The 18,166-nt window shown below is 69.4% G+C and carries 18 protein-coding genes; 10 read left to right on the top strand and 8 right to left on the bottom strand.

Going from position 1 to position 18,166, the window contains the following annotated elements; genetic code table 11:
* Positions 1-10: 10 nt before the first annotated feature.
* The 5 genes from bcp to SPF06_RS04190 all read left to right on the top strand — a co-directional run bounded on the left by bcp (position 11) and on the right by SPF06_RS04190 (position 4,347).
* Positions 11-484 (top strand): thioredoxin-dependent thiol peroxidase, encoded by a 474-nt coding sequence (gene bcp / locus SPF06_RS04170; RefSeq protein WP_323277657.1) that lies wholly within the window; start codon positions 11-13, stop codon positions 482-484.
* 331 nt (positions 485-815) lie between these two features.
* Positions 816-1,355, top strand: a complete 540-nt coding sequence (gene uraD / locus SPF06_RS04175) for a 2-oxo-4-hydroxy-4-carboxy-5-ureidoimidazoline decarboxylase (protein ID WP_323277795.1) — start codon at positions 816-818, stop codon at positions 1,353-1,355.
* 4 nt (positions 1,356-1,359) lie between these two features.
* Positions 1,360-1,701, top strand: a complete 342-nt coding sequence (gene uraH, locus SPF06_RS04180) for a hydroxyisourate hydrolase (RefSeq protein WP_323277658.1) — start codon at positions 1,360-1,362, stop codon at positions 1,699-1,701.
* Positions 1,702-1,707: 6 nt separating this feature from the next.
* Positions 1,708-2,628, top strand: coding sequence for a factor-independent urate hydroxylase (gene pucL / locus SPF06_RS04185; RefSeq protein ID WP_323277659.1), 921 nt, complete (start codon positions 1,708-1,710; stop codon positions 2,626-2,628).
* Between the two features lie 216 nt (positions 2,629-2,844).
* Complete coding sequence (locus SPF06_RS04190; RefSeq protein WP_323277660.1) at positions 2,845-4,347, top strand: nucleobase:cation symporter-2 family protein; 1,503 nt, start codon at positions 2,845-2,847, stop codon at positions 4,345-4,347.
* A gap of 83 nt (positions 4,348-4,430) precedes the next feature.
* On the opposite strand, the gene SPF06_RS04195 is transcribed toward SPF06_RS04190, so the two are convergent.
* Positions 4,431-5,327, bottom strand: a complete 897-nt coding sequence (locus SPF06_RS04195; RefSeq protein ID WP_323277661.1) for a helix-turn-helix domain-containing protein — start codon at positions 5,325-5,327, stop codon at positions 4,431-4,433.
* Between the two features lie 324 nt (positions 5,328-5,651).
* Here SPF06_RS04195 and SPF06_RS04200 point away from each other — a divergent pair, with 324 nt between their 5' ends.
* Genes SPF06_RS04200 through purM form a run of 3 tightly spaced genes read left to right on the top strand, consistent with a single transcriptional unit; the run spans position 5,652 to position 8,835 of the window.
* On the top strand, positions 5,652-5,996 hold the full coding sequence (locus SPF06_RS04200; protein ID WP_323277662.1) for a hypothetical protein: 345 nt from the start codon (positions 5,652-5,654) through the stop codon (positions 5,994-5,996).
* Positions 5,997-6,031: 35 nt separating this feature from the next.
* A complete protein-coding gene (purF, locus tag SPF06_RS04205; RefSeq protein WP_323277663.1) occupies positions 6,032-7,633 on the top strand; it encodes an amidophosphoribosyltransferase in 1,602 nt (533 codons plus the stop codon).
* Entirely contained in the window at positions 7,630-8,835 is a 1,206-nt protein-coding gene (gene purM, locus SPF06_RS04210; RefSeq protein WP_323277664.1) for a phosphoribosylformylglycinamidine cyclo-ligase, read from the top strand. Before purF ends, purM begins: the two co-directional genes overlap by 4 nt.
* A gap of 145 nt (positions 8,836-8,980) precedes the next feature.
* On the opposite strand, the gene SPF06_RS04215 is transcribed toward purM, so the two are convergent.
* On the bottom strand, positions 8,981-9,922 hold the full coding sequence (locus SPF06_RS04215) for a Sir2 family NAD-dependent protein deacetylase (RefSeq protein WP_323277665.1): 942 nt from the start codon (positions 9,920-9,922) through the stop codon (positions 8,981-8,983).
* Between the two features lie 9 nt (positions 9,923-9,931).
* Positions 9,932-10,150, bottom strand: a complete 219-nt coding sequence (locus SPF06_RS04220; RefSeq protein ID WP_323277666.1) for a DUF3073 domain-containing protein — start codon at positions 10,148-10,150, stop codon at positions 9,932-9,934.
* Positions 10,151-10,351: 201 nt separating this feature from the next.
* On the opposite strand from SPF06_RS04220, the gene SPF06_RS04225 reads away from it, so the two are divergent.
* Positions 10,352-10,942 carry a septum formation family protein gene (locus tag SPF06_RS04225; protein WP_323277667.1) on the top strand — a complete coding sequence of 197 codons (591 nt, stop codon included), beginning with the start codon at positions 10,352-10,354 and terminating at the stop codon, positions 10,940-10,942.
* A gap of 40 nt (positions 10,943-10,982) precedes the next feature.
* On the opposite strand, the gene clpB is transcribed toward SPF06_RS04225, so the two are convergent.
* Entirely contained in the window at positions 10,983-13,625 is a 2,643-nt protein-coding gene (clpB, locus tag SPF06_RS04230) for an ATP-dependent chaperone ClpB (RefSeq protein ID WP_323277668.1), read from the bottom strand.
* Between the two features lie 144 nt (positions 13,626-13,769).
* On the opposite strand from clpB, the gene SPF06_RS04235 reads away from it, so the two are divergent.
* Complete coding sequence (locus SPF06_RS04235; RefSeq protein WP_323277669.1) at positions 13,770-14,672, top strand: DUF4031 domain-containing protein; 903 nt, start codon at positions 13,770-13,772, stop codon at positions 14,670-14,672.
* A 31-nt stretch (positions 14,673-14,703) separates the two neighbouring features.
* Here the strand turns inward: SPF06_RS04235 and SPF06_RS04240 are convergent, their stop codons facing one another.
* The 4 genes from SPF06_RS04240 to SPF06_RS04255 form a co-directional block, all read right to left on the bottom strand.
* Positions 14,704-15,231: a 2'-5' RNA ligase family protein gene (locus SPF06_RS04240; protein ID WP_323277670.1), complete on the bottom strand. Its 528-nt coding sequence runs from the start codon at positions 15,229-15,231 to the stop codon at positions 14,704-14,706.
* Positions 15,232-15,235: 4 nt separating this feature from the next.
* Positions 15,236-15,799, bottom strand: a complete 564-nt coding sequence (locus tag SPF06_RS04245; protein ID WP_323277671.1) for a YceI family protein — start codon at positions 15,797-15,799, stop codon at positions 15,236-15,238.
* A gap of 75 nt (positions 15,800-15,874) precedes the next feature.
* On the bottom strand, positions 15,875-16,276 hold the full coding sequence (locus SPF06_RS04250; RefSeq protein WP_323277672.1) for a YccF domain-containing protein: 402 nt from the start codon (positions 16,274-16,276) through the stop codon (positions 15,875-15,877).
* A 127-nt stretch (positions 16,277-16,403) separates the two neighbouring features.
* Entirely contained in the window at positions 16,404-18,113 is a 1,710-nt protein-coding gene (locus SPF06_RS04255) for a DEAD/DEAH box helicase (RefSeq protein WP_323277673.1), read from the bottom strand.
* Positions 18,114-18,166: the final 53 nt, after the last annotated feature.

Consider the following 18,166-nt stretch of genomic DNA (forward strand, 5'->3'; position numbering starts at 1 on the left):
AGGAGGAACCATGACAACCACCACGAAGCTCGCCGCCGGACAGCCGGCTCCTGAGTTCACGCTGCCGGACGCGACCGGGAAGGGCGTCTCGCTCGCCGACTATCGCGGCGGGCGCGTCGTCGTGTACTTCTATCCGAAGGCCGCGACGCCGGGCTGCACGACCGAGGCGTGCGACTTCCGCGACAGCCTCGACGCACTCAACGCCGCGGGCGTGAGCGTGGTGGGCATCTCGCCCGACCCGGTCGAGGCCATCGCCTCGTTCGCCGACGACTACAGCCTCACGTTCCCGCTCCTCGCGGACGACGGCGCCGCCGTCGCCAAGGCGTGGGGCGCGTGGGGCGAGAAGATCGTCAACGGAGAAGTCGTCGAGGGCATCCTGCGTTCGACGGCGGTCGTCGCGCCTGATGGTTCCATCGAGTCGGTCGACTACGCCGTCAAGGCAGACGGCCACGTCGCGGCGCTGCGGGACCGCCTGGGCGTCTGACCCAGGCGTGTCCGCGGGGGCCCGCCCCGCCTCGAGGGCCCCGGCCAGCGGATTTTCGCTGGTTCGGGGCCCTTCGCCGTCTCGCCCCACGCCTGGCCACGTCTCGCCCCACGCCTGGCCACGTCTCGCCCCACGCCTGGCCACGTCTCACCCCACGCCTGGCCACGTCTCACCCCGCAACCTGCGCGAAACAGGCCACCCGGTAGGGTGTTGACAATCACAGTGTGATGCACCACACTAATTACACATGCTGAAATAACAGTTCCACGATACGGAACCACAGAAACCGACGTTCCGTATAGCCGTCACCGTGGATGCCAGCATTGAGCAGTTGAGGACCAGACAAGCCATGTCGCTTGAACAGTTCAACGCCGCCCCAGCCGCCGAGGCACACGAGCTTCTCAAGCCGTGCCTCGACGTGCCTCGTTGGATCGAGGAGATCACCGCAGCCCGCCCCTTCGCGAGCTTGGACGCCCTCCTCGATGCCGCGCGCAACGCAGCCGACCCTTTCACCGCCGAGGAGCTGGAGGGCGCGCTCGCCCACCACCCCCGCATTGGCGAACGGGCCGCCGGCGCATCGGCCGAGGCCACGATGTCCCGCAGCGAACAGTCCGGTGTGGATGCTCGCGACGCGGCGACGGTCGCGGCCCTGGCCGCGGGCAACAAGGCGTACGAAGAGAAATTCGGCCGGGTCTTCCTGATCCGTGCCGCCGGCCGCTCGGCCAAGGAGATGCTCTCCGCCCTCCAGGAGCGCTTGGGACACACGCCCGAGGAGGAGGAGCCGGTCGTCGCCGAGCAGCTCCGCGAGATTGCGGTGCTTCGACTGAAGCAGAACCTTCTCGAGCAGAGCACTGCCTTGAGAGGAGCATGAGCGCATGAGCGTCTCACATGTGACCACCCACATTCTGGATACCGCAGCCGGGAAGCCGGCGGCAGGTGTCGCCGTCGAACTCTACGCCCGCGACGGCGAGGCATGGTCCCAGATTGGAACGGGCACCACCGATGCCGACGGGCGGGTGAAAGACCTCGGCCCGGAGCGGCTCCCGAGCGGTGCATACCGCCTCGAGTTCGCGACCGGCGCCTACTTCGCCGGCATCGGGCAGGAGACCTTCTTCCCGGAGGTGTCTCTGACCTTCACGGTCAACGAGAACGAGGCGCACTACCACGTGCCGCTCCTGCTGAGTCCATTCGCCTTTTCCACGTACCGAGGGAGCTAACCCGCCATGACCACCACGAACAGCAAGATCATTCTCGGCAAGAACCAGTACGGCAAGGCCGAGGTGCGCGTCGTCAAGATCACGCGCAGCACAGACCGCCACGAGATCGAGGATCTCAACGTCACGTCCCAGCTCCGCGGGGATTTCGACGCGGCCCACTTCGAAGGCGACAACTCGCACGTCGTCCCGACGGACACGCAGAAGAACACCGTCTACGGCTTCGCCCGCGACGGCATCGGCTCGCCCGAGGAGTTCCTCATCCGCCTCGCGAACCACTTCACCTCCTCGTTCAGCTGGGTCTCGGGTGGCCGCTGGGAGGCCGAGCAGTACGCGTGGGAGCGCATCATCTCCCACGGCGCGCCCCACGACCACTCGTTCGTCCGCAAGGGCCAGGAGGTCCGCAACGCCGTCGTGACGAAGGACGGCGACAATGTCTACGTCATCTCGGGCCTCAACGACCTCACGGTCCTCAAGTCGACGCAGTCGGGCTTCGTGGGCTACCCGAAGGATCGCTTCACGACCCTCGCGGAGACCACGGACCGCATCCTCGCGACGGACGTCTCGGCGCGCTGGCGCTACAACAACGAGGCGATCGCGAGCGGCGCCATCGACTTCAACAAGGCGTACGACGACGTCAAGGCGCTCCTGCTCGAGGGCTTCTCGGAGGAGTACTCGTACGCGCTCCAGCAGACCCTCTTCCAGATGGCCCAGAAGGTCCTCGACGCGCATCCCGAGATCGATGAGATCCGCTTCTCGACGCCGAACAACCACCACTTCCTCGTGGACCTGACGCCGTTCGGGCTCGACAACCCGGGCGAGGTCTTCTTCGCGGCCGACCGCCCGTACGGCCTCATCGAGGCGAACTTCCAGCGCGAGACGATCTCGGACGCTGGGAACTCCTGGGACGGCATCGCCGGCTTCTGCTGATCGCGCGTTCCGACCCGGCGCCCAAGCTCCGGCGCCGCGCCGTTTCGTTACGCGCTCTTCCCACCCTTCCGGACGACGGCGGGACTCCCTGCCCGCCGTCGTCCCGCCCCTCTTTTCGCCTCCTCGGCGATTCGCCGCGCGAGGGACCGCTTCGTACCGTCCCCCGCTCTCTTTCTGCTGCGCCCTCGGATTTCAAAGCTGACAAGGAGGTCCGCTGTGACCCGAAATCCCGCACCCGTCCCCTTCGCCACGAGCGCGGAGGCCACCAGTCCCGAACACCAGAAGCTGCCCATCGCAACCGCATTCGCGTACGGCTTCCAGCACGTGCTCACGATGTACGGCGGCATCATCGCCCCGCCCCTCATCATCGGCTCGGCCGCCGGCGTCAAGGGCCCGGATCTTGCCCTGCTCATCACGTGCTGCCTGTTCATCGGCGGTCTCGCGACCCTGCTCCAGACCCTCGGCGTCAAGTGGTTCGGCTCGCAGCTCCCGCTCGTCCAGGGCACGTCGTTCGCCTCGGTCGCGACGCTGCTCGCGATCATCAACGGCGGCGGGGGGCTCCCGGCCATCTTCGGCGCCGTCATGACCGCCTCGCTCATCGGCCTCGTCATCGCGCCGTTCTTCGCCCGGATCATCCACTTCTTCCCGCCCGTCGTGACGGGCGTCGTGATCACGACGATCGGGCTCTCCCTCGTCCCCGTCGCGGCGGGCTGGTCCCTTGGCGGCAATGCGAAGGCACCGACCTACGGCGATCCCGCGAACATCGGACTCACCGCGCTCACGCTCGTCATCATCATGCTCCTGAGCAAGCTCGGCAGCGGCATGGTCTCGCGCTTGTCCATACTCCTCTCCATCGTCATCGGCACCGTCATCGCGGCGGTCCTCGGCAAGGCGGACTTCTCGCAGGTCTTCAACGGCCCGATCTTCGCCTTCCCCCAGCCATTCCACTTCGGCCTCCCCACGTTCGAGCCGGCCGGAATCATCTCGATGGTCATCGTCGTCCTGGTCATCCTGACCGAGACCACCGCGGACATCCTGGCCGTGGGCGAGGTCACGGGCGCCAAGGTCGATTCGAAACGCATCGCGAACGGCCTTCGCGCCGACATGCTCTCCTCGGCCATCTCGCCCGTCTTCAACGGGTTCACGCAGAGCGCGTTCGCGCAGAACGTCGGCCTCGTGGCCGTGACGGGCATCAAGAGCCGCTTCGCGGTCGCCGCGGGCGGTGTGGTGCTCATGCTCCTCGGCCTGCTCCCGGTCCTCGGCCGCATCGTCGCGGCCGTCCCGATGCCCGTCCTCGGCGGGGCCGGCATCGTCCTTTTCGGCACCGTCGCGGCCTCCGGCATCCGGACGCTCTCGAAGGTGGACTACAAGGACAGCATGAACCTCATCATCGTGGCAACGTCGATCGCGTTCGGCCTGGTCCCCGTGGTGAGCCCCACGTTCTACTCGAAGTTCCCGACGTGGGTCCAGGTCATCTTCGACTCGGGCATCAGCTCGGCCGCCCTCATGGCCGTCCTGCTCAACATCCTGTTCAACGTCATCAAGCGCGGCAATCCGAAGGGCAGCCCCTCGGTGTTCGCGGCCGCGCCGACGCGCATGATCCCCCTCGTGGTCCTCGACGCGCTCGAGGACGGCGACCGGATCGAGAACGGGAAGATCTTCGACAAGGACGGCAACGAGGTTCACGTCAGCGCGTCGGGCGGCGCGCACGACCACTGAGACGCGTCTCGCCACTACCACTGAGAAAGGCCCTGCCCACCACGGAGGTGGTCAGGGCCTGCTCTATGCTGGCCATCAGAGTGTCATCCGAAATTCTTCCGATATTCGTGAGGGAGCATTCCGGTGGTGCCCGCTATCGCTTTGCGCATGGCCCGGCCGTCGGCGAATCCGCTCTTCCGCGCAATCGCATCGAAGGGCACCCCATTAGCGGCCTCGGATTCAAGAATCCTCAGGGCCTCTTGAGTGCGGTAGGCACGAATGACATTCGTGACACCCCCGCGGTCCCTAAAGGCGCGTTGGAGGACCCGGAGGGAAATCCCGAGGGCGTCGGCGACGTCGCTCGCCTTGAACCCCTTCTTCCGGTATTCCTCGGCGATAATGCGTAGCCCGCCGACCACGAGCTGGTCATCCCTGGGCTCCGCCTCCGCGGCGACGTAGGCATCGAGCAGCACCATGCCGCACACGCCCACCAGGATCTCGCTCATCGCCGCGTCCCGTTCCGAGGAACGGAAGACGAGCTGCGCGACCGCGCGCACGACCGACACGCTGGGCGACGACGGGATGACAAGGTAGGGCGTCTTCGCCGAGAAGACGACCCCGGCTGACCGCACCCCTTCCTTCATGCTCACCACGAGCACGCGCCCGGCCGATTCCATGCGGATTTTCGGCAGGTATGCCTCCCCGAAGGCCACGGCGCCGCCCGCGGAAACTCCCTGCTCAACGAGGCCCTCGACAACGAGCCGCGTGTTGAACGGGAAGAGCAGATGAACAGACCTGTCCGCGGACTCCGCCACCGCCTGGCCACCGAGACGACACGGGCTTGCGGCGACGTAGCTCACGGAAATGCCGCCCACTGCGACCGATTTCACCCGCAGAGCGAACGAGCGGGTGTGCGCGAGCGGCGAGACGAGCCCCCCGAGCTCGGCGATCCCCCTGGACCCCAGGAAATTCCTCTGGACGCCTTCCGTCCATTCCTTCACAACAAATCCCCCACGTCTGTCGCTGGATAGAGTTTCACCGGCGCAAAGCGGACGTGGTGCGCCGCCTTCTTCGTTCGCCGACCGAACTTCCACGATAACCGCTACGAGACCGAGGAGTCGCGAAAATGCCCCTCGGATGGCGCAAAGGTGCCCTTTCGGGCGTCGATATGTCTGGGAACCCCTACCGTTCACAATGTCGGCGTCACGCGAATTGTCCCCCGCGCGTGGAATTCGCCGCCGTCCGGCTCGCACCCGGACCGCGTGGTCCCCGCCTCCCGGCGCGGGGGCCACGCCGGCCTCCGCGGAGATCGGTACGCTTGATTCATGCCTTCTCAGCGCCACATCACCGTTCGCCGTGCCCCGAAGTACGTCCCCTTCCTCGTCGCGGGCGCGCTGCTCGGTGCAGTCGCGGCCGCGATCGTGGGCTACACCGGGACGGTTCCGGACGGCTACACGCGCGCAGCGATCTTCGGCTACTTCCTCGTGATCTTCGTGGCGGTCGGAGTGCTCCTGGGCGGCGTCGTCGTCCTCGTCCTGGACCGCGTGAGCATCGCACGGGCGCGGAAGGCGATCGTCGAAGAACTCCCCGACGAAGAGCCGCAGGACGGGTCTCAGGAGGGGCCGGGACGCGCCGACGACGACGGCGAGCAGGGCCCGTCCGCCGCGTGAGAGGGGCGCTCCCGCGGCCATGAGACAATTGACCAGTGGTACGCGGTGACGGACTCCTCTCACTTGACCTAGACCCTCTCGACAAAGGCCCCAAGGACGCCTGCGGCGTCTTTGGCGTATGGGCACCTGGCGAAGAAGTCGCCAAGCTGACCTACTACGGCCTCTATGCCCTGCAGCACCGCGGCCAAGAGTCCGCGGGCATCGCGGCGAGCGACGGCACGCGCATCAGCGTGTACAAGGACATGGGCCTCGTCTCGCAGGTCTTCGACGAGTCGACGCTCAACACGCTCACGGGGCACATCGCCGTCGGCCACTGCCGGTACTCGACCACGGGTGCGAGCCACTGGGCCAACGCCCAGCCGACGCTCGGCGCGACGGCCAACGGCACGGTCGCCCTCGCGCACAACGGCAACCTCACCAACACGGCCGAGCTCCGCGACATGATCGAGGAGCTCACGGGCGGGCACCTGACCGGCGAGATGAAGCAGGGCAACACGTCGGACACGGCGCTCGTGACGGCCCTGCTCGCGGGCGAGAGGGGCCACACGCTCGAGGAGACCGCGATGGACCTCCTCCCCAAGATCCGCGGCGGGTTCTGCTTCGTCTTCATGGACGAGGGCACGCTCTACGCCGCGCGCGACACCTACGGGATCCGGCCCCTGTGCCTCGGCCGCCTCGAGCGCGGCTGGGTGGTCGCGTCGGAGCAGTCCGCGCTTGCGACCGTCGGCGCGAGCTTCATCCGCGAGATCGAGCCGGGCGAGTTCATCGCGATCGACGAGAAGGGCGTGCGCTCGCAGCGCTTCGGGACGGCGACGCCGGCCGGCTGCGTCTTCGAGTACGTCTACCTCGCCCGCCCGGACGCGGCCATCGCGGGCCGCTCGGTGTACGAATCGCGCGTCGAGATGGGCCGCCAGCTCGCGCGCGAGAATACGCATGAGGCGGACATCGTCATCCCCGTCCCCGAATCCGGCACGCCGGCCGCCGTTGGATACGCCGAGCAGTCGGGGATCCCGTTCGCCCACGGCTTCGTCAAGAACTCCTACGTGGGCCGCACGTTCATCCAGCCGTCCCAGACGCTCCGCCAGCTCGGCATCCGGCTCAAGCTCAACGCCCTCGAGTCGGTGATCCGCGGCAAGCGCGTGGTCGTCGTGGACGATTCGATCGTGCGGGGCAACACGCAGCGCGCGATCGTGCGCATGCTCCGGGAGGCCGGCGCGAAAGAGGTCCACATCAAGATCTCCTCGCCGCCTGTGAAGTGGCCATGCTTCTACGGCATCGACTTCGCGTCCCGCGCGGAGCTCATCGCGAACGGCGCGACGGTCGAGGAGATCTCCCAGGCGATCGGCGCGGACTCCCTCGGGTACATCTCCGAGGAGGGCATGATCGCGGCGACGCAGCAGCCCCGCGAGCGGCTCTGCACGGCGTGCTTCACGGGCAAGTACCCGATCGCCCTGCCGAGCGCGGACAAGCTGGGCAAGAACCTCCTCGAGCGGGACGACGCGCCAGACGGCGAGCGGACCGAACCCGCCGAGGACGAAGATCCCGGCGTCCGCCCGGGCGCCGCGGGCTGCGACCCCGGGCCCGGCTCCGAACTCGAATCCCTCCTGACCCCGGCAGACCGCGAGGCCACTGTATGAACGCCCCCACCCCCGCCCTCCCGCCGCAGCCCGCAGCGACCCAGTCCACCGGCCCCGACTCACCCACCCGCCCCTCCCTTACGTACGCCGCCGCCGGCGTCGACGTCGAAGCCGGGGACCGCGCCGTCGAACTCATGAAGGACGCCGTCAAGGCGACCCACAGCGCCTCGGTCCTGGGCGGTGTCGGCGGCTTCGCCGGGCTGTTCGACGTGAGCCGCCTGCTCACGTACCGCCGCCCGCTGCTCGCGACGTCGACGGACGGCGTGGGCACGAAGGTCGCGATCGCGCAGGCCATGGACGTGCACGACACGATTGGCTTCGACCTCGTCGGCATGGTCGTGGACGACATCGTCGTGGTCGGCGCCGAGCCGCTCTACATGACGGACTACATCGCGTGCGGGAAGGTCGTCCCTGAGCGGATCGCGGACATCGTGCGCGGCATCGCCGCAGCCTGTTCCGTGGCCGGCACGGCCCTCGTTGGCGGCGAGACCGCCGAGCACCCGGGCCTCCTGGGCGAGAGCGAGTACGACGTTGCGGGCGCGGCGACGGGCGTCGTCGAGGCGGACGCGCTGCTCGGCCCCGAGCGGGTCCGGACGGGGGACGTCGTGATCGCGATGGCGTCCTCGGGCATCCACTCGAACGGCTATTCGCTCGTGCGTCGCGTCATCAACCACGCGGGCTGGGCCCTCGACCGCCAGGTCTCCGAGCTCGGCCGCACGCTCGGCGAGGAGCTCCTCGAGCCGACGCGCGTCTACGCCGGCGACTGCCTCGACCTCGTCCGCACGCTCAACCCGGCTTCCGCGGCCGGAGCTGACCTCGCACTCCGTGGATTCAGCCACGTGACGGGCGGCGGCCTCGCCGCGAACCTCGCACGCGTCCTGCCGAAGGGCCTCCTCGCGACCGTCGACCGCTCCACGTGGGAGCTTCCCGCGGTGTTCAAGCTCGTCGCCGAGCTCGGAGGCGTCCCGCAGGCGGACCTTGAGAGGACGCTCAACCTCGGCGTCGGCATGGTCGCGATCGTCGCGCCCTCCGCGGCCGACGCGGCTCTCGCGCGCCTCGCCGAGCGCGGCGTGCCGGCCTGGGTCATGGGTACCGTCGGAGCGGACGACGGCGTATTTGGAACCGCGGGCAACCCCGACTACGTGCAGGGCGCCAAGGGCGTCGACGGCGGGGCTGTCCGCCTCGTCAACGCGTACGCCTGACTTCTCAGCCCGAACTGCCTCGGCTTTCGGACTCCGCCCTGCGCTCAAGTGCGAGGCAGAGTCCGAAAGCCGGGGCATTTTGATGCCCCGGTTGTTGTCGGACGCTGCCGGGTCCTCGCCGTCAGCTCGCGTGAGGCCATGCGGCTCAGAGCGCCGTCGCGAGTTCCTCGAGGGCCTCGCCCACGTCGGTGCGCCATCTCCAATGGGCCCGGCTGTCCCCGCGTGTCGGCCCCGCGTTGACGATCCCCACGGGCTTGCCCTCGCGCACCGCGTCGAGCACAAACCGGAAGCCGCTCATGACGGCGAGGGACGAACCGAGGACGAGGAGCCCACGCGCCTGGGCGAGCATCGCCGTCGCCCGCTCCTTGCGCTCGGAGGGGACGCTCTCGCCGAAGTACACGACGTCGGGCTTGAGCTCGACCGAGCCGCACACGAGGCAGCCCACCATGCGGAATCGGTCCACCCAGACGGGCGGGAGCTCGACGTCGCCGTCGGGGTTCACGGTCCCGGGATCGAGGCGCACGGCCTCGGCGTATCCCGGGTTGGCCTGGGTGAGCCGCTCGTCGAGGTTGGAACGGCCCTCGACGTTGCCGCAGTTGAGGCACAGGACCTTGTCGAGGTCCCCATGCAGCGTGACGAGGTTGCGCGAGCCCGCGGCGGCGTGCAGGCCGTCGACGTTCTGCGTGACGACGCCGAGCACGACGCCGTCCGCCTCAAGGCCTGCGAGGACGCGATGGGCACGGTTCGGCTGCGCCCGGTCGATGTGCCGCCAGCCCACGAAGCTCCGCGCCCAGTACCGGTGGCGCGCCGCCGGATCGTGGCGGAACTCCTGATACGTCATGGGCCGGTGCTTGCGCCACGAGCCCTGCGGACCGCGATAGTCGGGGATCCCGGACGCAGTCGAAACTCCAGCGCCCGTCAGGGCCATGACGCCGCCCCCGCGCAGGAGCCCGAGCAGCCCGGCGCGCGCCTCATCAGGGTCTTGAAGGTCTGCGTTCTCGACCACCTCGCGGGCGATCGAACGGAGAGCTGCCGCGTGGGCTCGCGCTACGGCGGGATCGTTCGTGCGATCGGTGACCTCGCTCATGGGCGGAGGTCAGCCGATCTGCCGAGTGTCCTCGTCGTCGTCAAATTGATCCGCGTACTTGTCCTCGTACTCGGAGTAGTCCGGCTCGAGGTCGTCCGCATCGTGATGCGGGTGGCTGTTCGAAGCGCCCAGTTCGCGCTGAAGTGCCGCATAGTCAGTGTTCGGGCTGTAGTACTTGATGTCCCGAGCCTGCTTGGTTGCCTTAGCCTTTTGACGGCCGCGCCCCATGGCGTGACCCCCTCTTTTGCCTCGTCCCGGAGGTAGTCGCGAAGGCAGGCTCGCGAGGCCCCGGAGTCATGATCAATTTGTCGTAGGTCTAGACTACATGTAATTGCGGTCGCCTGCGTATTCGGGAGGAGCCCGCTGTTGGCATGCGGGGACCCAGCTCCCCTCTCTCTCGTTGGCACAACGGAAGGGCACAGAACCGGCATGGAGAGCGCGCAGGGTTCGCACGTCCCCTCGGATGTTGCACCGCAGCCCACCACGCGCCGCCAGGCCCGCGCACCCCAACGACGGCGGCCGGCCTCGCTGCCCACCAGGATCCTCGCACGCTGGCCGCACACGCCGTGGGGCCGCGTGATCGCAGCCGGGGGCGCCGTCGTCGTCGTGCTCGTCTTCTGGGCGATGATCGCTTCGCTCACGGCGAACCACGATGGGCCAGCGCCCGCCGCGGAAGGCACCACGTACTCGGCCGAGTACAAGGTCGGCGACTGCTTCGCGGACTTCGACAGCAAGGCCCAGGCCAATCGCGTCGTCTCGTGCACGGACGCCCATTCGGCGCAGCTCGTCGCGATCGCCTCGTACGCGGCGAGCGACTCGTACCCGGGGAAGGACGCCCTCGCCTCCCGCGCGGACGAACTCTGCCGCCAGACGAAGCTCAACCTCCCGCAGGATACGAGCAGCCTCAAGCAGAGCACGGGCTACCCCACCCAGGGCGGGTGGGGCACCGGCGACCGGCGGGTGGACTGCTTCGTGGTGAGCTCGAAGGGCAATTCCCTCAGCGCGTCGCTGCTCCCGTAGGACGCGGGCCTCCCGCTGCCCCACCGCGGCGCAGCCCGCCTTACGCCCCGTGGCCTGCCGGAAGCTTCCGCGTGACGCTCAGGCCCCCGCTCGAGGCCCCGGTGAGGTCCTGGAGGTCCACCGAGACGTCGGCCACGTCGACGAATACCGTGTCCCCCTCCGCGATCTCGCCCGCCAGGAGCTCTCGCGCAAGCCGGTCCCCGATCTCGCGCTGGACGAGCCGCCGCAGCGGGCGCGCGCCGTACGCCGCGTCGTAGCCGGACATCGCGAGCCACGCCCGTGCACTGTCGGTGACCTCGAGCGTGAGGCGCCGATCGTGGAGGCGCCGCTGAAGCGCGTCGATCTGAAGCTGCACGATCTGCGCGAGCTCCTCGACGCTCAGCGCGTCGAACATGATGACCTCGTCGAGGCGGTTGAGGAACTCGGGCTTGAAGGACGAGTTCACGACGCCCATGACGGCCTCTCGCTTCGTCGTCGGGCTCAGGTCCGGATCCACGAGGAACTGGCTCCCGAGGTTCGAGGTCAGGACCAGGATCGTGTTCCGGAAGTCCACGGTGCGACCCTGGCCGTCGGTGAGGCGGCCGTCGTCGAGCACCTGGAGCAGGATGTCGAACACCTCGGGGTGCGCCTTCTCGACCTCGTCGAGGAGGATCACCGAGTACGGGCGGCGCCGCACGGCCTCCGTGAGCTGCCCACCCTCTTCGTAGCCGACATACCCGGGAGGCGCGCCGACAAGCCTGGCCACGGCATGCTTCTCGGAGTATTCGCTCATGTCGATGCGCACCATGGCGCGCTCGTCGTCGAACAGGAAGTCCGCGAGCGCCTTCGCGAGCTCGGTCTTGCCGACGCCGGTCGGGCCGAGGAACATGAACGAGCCCGTGGGCCGGTTGGGGTCGCTGATGCCCGCGCGGGCGCGGCGCACGGCGTCCGAGACCGCCCGGACCGCCTTGGACTGGCCGATGAGCCGCCTGCCGAGCTCCTCCTCCATGTGGAGGAGCTTCTGGCTCTCGCCCTGGAGCATGCGGCCGGCCGGGATCCCGGTCCACGCGGAGATGACCTCGGCGATGTCGTCCGCGGTGACTTCCTCGGCGACCATCGTGGCCTTGCCTACGACCTCCTCTTCGGCGGCAGATGCCGCTTTGAGTTCGCGCTCAAGCGTCGGGATCTCTCCGTACAGGATGCGGGACGCCTCCGCGAGATCGCCGTCTCGCTGGGCCTTGTCGGCGAGCGAGCGCAGTTCGTCGAGCTTGGCCTTGAGCTCGCCCACGCGGTTGAGCCCCGCCTTCTCGGCCTCCCAGCGTGCATTGAGGCCCGCGAGCTGCTCCTTCTTGTCCGCCATGTCCTCGCGCAGCGCTTCGAGCCGCTCGACCGAGGCGGCGTCAGTCTCGCCCTCGAGGGCGAGCTCCTCCATTGTGAGACGGTCGACGGCGCGGCGCAGCTGGTCGATTTCCTCCGGCGCCGAGTCGATCTCCATGCGGAGCCTCGACGCGGCCTCGTCCACGAGGTCGATGGCCTTGTCCGGGAGCTGGCGGCCCGTGATGTAGCGGTTCGAGAGCGTCGCGGCGGCGACGAGCGCGGAGTCGGCGATGGCGACCTTGTGGTGCGCCTCGTACCGCTCCTTGAGGCCACGGAGGATCGCAATGGTGTCGTCGACGCTCGGCTCCCCCACGAAGACCTGCTGGAAGCGACGCTCGAGGGCGGCGTCCTTCTCGATGTTCTCGCGGTACTCGTCGAGGGTCGTCGCGCCGATGAGGCGCAGCTCCCCACGCGCGAGCATGGGCTTGAGCATGTTGCCGGCGTCCATCGAGGAATCCCCCGTGGCCCCCGCGCCGACGACCGTGTGGAGCTCGTCGATGAACGTGACGATCTGCCCCTCGGAGCCCTTGATCTCCTCAAGCACTGCCTTGAGCCGCTCCTCGAACTCGCCGCGGTACTTCGCGCCCGCGACCATCGAGCCGAGGTCGAGCGAGATGAGCGTCTTCCCGCGCAGGCTCTCGGGCACGTCGCCCGCGACGACGCGCTGGGCGAGGCCCTCGACGACGGCTGTCTTGCCGACGCCGGGCTCCCCGATGAGCACGGGGTTGTTCTTCGTGCGGCGCGAGAGGACCTGGATGACGCGGCGGATCTCGGCGTCGCGGCCAATGACGGGATCGAGCTTGCCCGAGCGGGCGATGGCCGTGAGGTCGGTGCCATATTTCTCGAGGGCCTGGAACGTGTTCTCGGGGTCGGGGCTATCGACCTTGCGATCGCCGCGGACGCCGGGAAGCGCCGCCTTGAGCGACTCGAGCGACGCCCCGGAGTCCCGCAGCGCCTTGCCGGCTGCCCCGCCGTCGGCCGCAAGCCCTAACAGGAGGTGCTCGGTCGAGACGAAGCTGTCCCCCAGACCCTCCGCTTCCTGCTGTGCCGCGTGGATGACTTGGAGGCCCTGGCGGCTCAGCTGGGCCTGCGCCACGGTGGTGCCCGAGCTCGAGGGCAGCGCCTTGATGGCGGTGCTCGCGGCGACGCTCACGACGTCCGGATCCGCGCCGGTGGCCCGGAGGAGCGCGACCGCGACGCCTTCGCGCTGATCCATGAGGGCCTTGAGCAGGTGAGCCGGCTCGATCTGCGGATTGCCTGCCGTCGAGGCATTCATGGCAGCAGCCGAGAGCGCCTCCTGGCTCTTTGTGGTGAATTTGACGTCCAAAAGAGAGCTCCTTCCCCGGTTACCGGACCCCATCCAACCGCGTCGATTCAGTGAGGTCAACGGCCTCACTCAGGTCAGCGCATTTAACTTGAGTGTACTAGGCTCAACTCTCCGCAGCAAACCAGGCGTGCGATGCTGTGACGTATGGCAATCCTCATCGATGCCCCGATCTGGCCCGCGCACGGAACCGTGTTCGCCCACCTCATCTCGGATACCTCGCTGGACGAGCTCCACGCGTTCGCCACCGCGGCCGAGATCCCCGACCGAGCCTTCGACGAGGACCACTACGACGTTCCCGAACGCCGCCACGCGGACCTCGTCCGCCTCGGCGCCGTGCCCGTCGACGGCCGAACCCTGGCCCGCGCGCTCATCGCCTCGGGCCTGCGCGTCCCCGCCCGCGAACGCGCGAAGGCCCTCGAGCTCCCCCTCGCCCAGCGCTGGGAGCGGCTGCTCCCGGGACGCCCCGAGCTCGGGCGTGAGCTCCTCGGCCGCTGGTCCGAGCCGCACCGCAGGTACCACACGGGGGCGCACCTCTTCGCGGTCCTCACCGCGCTCGACGCGATTGCCGACGACGGCGCGCCGCGCGAGCTGCGGAGGGCCGTCGATCTGGCCGCGTGGTTCCACGACGCCGTCTACGCGAGGGTTCCGGGACGGGACGAAGAGGAGTCGGCCCAGCTCGCCGAGGCGCGGCTCGCGGACGCGGGGCTTGCGCGGGGCGAGGTCGCCGAAATCGCGCGGCTCGTGCGGCTCACGGCGGGGCACTCGCCGGAGGCGGACGACGGCGCGGGGCAGGCCCTGTGCGACGCGGACCTCTCGGTGCTCGGCCGGAATCCCTCGGGGTACCGCCGCTACACCGCCCAAGTCCGCGCGGAGTACGCACACGTTCCCGACGGCCAGTTCCGCGCCGGGCGGGCTGCGGTCCTCGAACGCCTCCTGGCCTTGGATCCGCTCTTCCACACCGAGACGGCCCGGTCCCTGTGGCTCGAACGGGCCCACGCGAATCTGCGTGCCGAGCTCGAGGGGCTGGCTGCCACGCCCACAGGCTAGGCCCGCCGCCGTCGCACGCATCTCCGTCCCGTCACCCGCTCCCCCACGCGGCGACGACGTCGCGCATCGACGTGTCCCCGCCGGGCGCCATGTCGACAAGCGAGACCGTCTCGAGCGCGAGCCAGTCCCCGCGGTGCACGCGCCTCTCCCCCTGGACGGATACGTGCGGGCGGAAGCCGGCCCCCGTGTGCTGCGGGCTGTGCACGTGGCCGCGGCCCTCGCGCACGGCTTCTTGCACCTCCGCGAGGACGCGCTCGTGAAGCTCTTGGAGCGCGGGCTCAGCCTCGATGAGCGAGACCCGCACGCGCCCGCGGTAGCCGAAATCGGCGTCGCCCGCGACGTGGACGCGGATCGCGCCGTCGAGCGCCGAGAATGCCCTTCCGCACGCGGCCAGCGCGGCCGCGCGGGGCATGTCGACGCGCACGAGCGTCACGTGGAGCGGCCACGCGCGCTTGCTGAAGCGCGTGCCCACGGGCGTCGGCTCGACGAAGGAGACGACGACGAAGGCGCCGAGCGGCTCGGCCGAAGCCGAACCCCTCAGCGCCTCGTGCGCGTCCATCGGACTAGTTCTGCGACGCCTCGGTCTTGACGGCCGAGATCTCGAACTCGAGCAGGATCCGATCGGACACGAGGACGCCGCCCGAATCGAGTGCGACGTTCCAGTTGAGCCCGAAATCCTTGCGGTCGATGCGACGGGACCCCTCGAACCCGGCGCGGAGGTTGCCCATCGGGTCCCGCTCGACGCCGATGAACTCGAGCGGCACGGCGATCTCCCGCGTCACTCCGCGGATCGTGAGCTCGCCGTTGACGATGAAGCTGCTTTCCTCGACCTGGTCGATGCGCGTGCTCTCGAACGTGATCTCGGGGTAGTGCGGCGCATCGAAGAAGTCGTTCGTGCGCAGGTGCTCGTCGCGCTGGGCGTTGCGCGTGTCGATGCTCGCGACCTGGATCGTGACCTTCACGGTCGAGTCGGTCGGGTCCTCAGGATTGACCCTGATGACGCCTTCGACGTCATTGAAGGAGCCGCGGACCTTCGTGACCATCGCGTGGCGGGTCGAGAAGCCGAGGCGCGTGTGCGCGGGGTCGAATCGCCACTCTCCGGCGTATGAGGGGTCGATGTCTGGCATGGAGCCTCCTTTGACGTAGACAACCTATCTGCACCGGCCACTGGTCACAAAGGCAGCGCGTTGAAGTTGCGAAGGTCAGCGGGAGTATCCCGGCATGAGGCGATCCGTGCGGACGATGCGCTTGCCGAGCGGGAACAGCGAGACCGGGATGAGCTTGAGATTGGCGATCGCGAGCGGGATCCCGACGATCGTCGCGGCCATCGCGATGGCGGTCGCGACATGCGCGATCGCGATCCAGATCCCTGCGACGAGGAGCCAGATGATGTTGCCGAGCTCGGCCGGCACGCTCACGTGCTCATGCCGGTCCACGATCGTCCGGCCGAAAGGCCAGAGCGCGTACGCGCCGATGCGGAAGGACGCGATCCCCCACGGGATCGTCACGACGAGGAGGCAGCACACGATCCCCGCGAGGAAGTAGCCGAGCGCGAGGGCGAAGCCGCCGAAGACAAACCAGATCAGGTTGAGCAGGGTCTTCATGCCACCAGTCTGCCCCCCGAGCGAGGCTCGCGCCTACTCCCGGGCGCGACGACGGGCGACGGCGCCGCACACCCAGGCGCGGCACGTCACCCGCGCGTCAGCCGCGCCGCTGCGTGTGAGGCTCGCGTCAGCCGCGGCGGGCGTTCGACGCCGGGGCGCTCGCCCGGCGCGGACCGCGCTGCCCGCCCCCGTTGCGCTGCCCGGCGCCACCACGCTGCCCGCCGCCTTGCTGCCCAGTTCCTGCGCTGCCGCGGGACCCCACGGCAGACCCGGCGGAACGGCCGCCGGCGAAGCTTCCGCCAGAGGTGCCGCCCGTCGTCGTGCTCCACACCGCGCTGCTGCCCGCACGCGGCGTCGACCGCTGCGTCTGGCCGCCGCGAGACTCGGACTTCTGGCCACGCGGAGCGGACGAACGCTCGCCGTTGCGGGGCTTCGAGCCGCGCTCGCCGTTGCGGGCTTCCCCGCGCCCAGCGGACGTCGCTCCTCCGGCAGCTGAACCGCCCGAGCCCCGCCCGCGCCGCGCGCGCTTGCGCTGCGCGTTCGCGCCGGTCGAGGCGCCGCCGCCCTGCTGGGGGAGCTTCGACGCGACGGCCGCCGCGCGCTCGGCGGGGTCGACGTACTCGGCGCGCTCGCCGACGAGTTCGGCGACGGCCGCCGACGTCGACGTCACGGGCTGGAACGCGACCTTGACGCCCGCGTGGCGCAGGAGGTCCCGCACCTCACCCTGCTGCTCGGGCAGCGAGAGCGTGACGACGGCGCCCTCCGAGCCAGCGCGGGCCGTGCGCCCCGAGCGGTGCAGGTAGGACTTGTGCTCGGCGGGCGGATCGACATGGACGACGAGCTCGACGTCGTCCACGTGCACGCCGCGCGCGGCGACGTCGGTTGCGACGAGCACGCGCACGGCACCCGAGGCGAAGTCCGCGAGGTTGCGGTCACGCGCGTTCTGGGAGAGGTTGCCGTGGAGGTCGACGGCAGGGATGCCCGCCTGAGTGAGCTGCTTCGCGAGCCGCTTCGCGTGGTGCTTGGTCCGCATGAAGAGGACGCGGCGCCCACGGCCGGACGCGAGGGCGTGCACGAGGTTCTTCTTCGCGCCCGCGTCGGCGGCGACGAACACGTGGTGCTCCATCGTCGTCACGGCGGCGCGAGCCTCGTCGACCGAGTGCGTGAGCGGGTTGTGGAGGTAGCGCTTGACGAGGGCGTCGACGCCGTTGTCGAGCGTCGCAGAGAAGAGGAGCCGCTGGGCGTCCTTGGGCGTCGCGTCGAGCAGCCGCTTCACGACGGGCAGGAAGCCGAGGTCCGCCATGTGGTCCGCCTCGTCGAGCACCGTGACCTCGACATGGCCGAGGTCGACGAGCCCCTGCCGTCCGAGGTCCTCGAGGCGGCCCGGGCACGCGATGACGATGTCGACGCCGGCGTTGAGCGCGCGCTCCTGGCGCTGCTGGGAGACACCGCCGTAGATGACGGTCGTCGTGAGGCCGGCGGCGCGGGCGAGCGGCTCGACGGTCGCGTTGATCTGGGTGGCGAGCTCGCGGGTCGGGGCGAGCACGAGGCCGAGCGGGCGGCGCGGGGCGCGGACGACGGCGGCGCCCGCCGCGTCGAGGCGCGCGACGAGCGGGATCGCGAACGCGAGCGTCTTGCCCGAGCCGGTGCGGCCGCGACCGAGCACGTCGCGGCCCGCGAGCGTGTCCGGCAGGGTCGCCGCCTGGATGGGGAACGGGGTCTCGATGCCCTGATGCGCGAGGGCGCGGTCAAGAACAGAGGGCACGCCGAGCGTCGCAAAGGAGGTGGCAGAGGTGGGGGCCGGTGTAGTCGGCGCAGGGGTAGTCAGGGCAGGCATGAATGCAGTCAGCTCCAGCATCGGAAGGTCCCGCAGGCCGGGGCGGCAAGCGG

This window comes from Sinomonas terricola (genome assembly GCF_034931225.1).
Classification (GTDB): domain Bacteria; phylum Actinomycetota; class Actinomycetes; order Actinomycetales; family Micrococcaceae; genus Sinomonas; species Sinomonas terricola.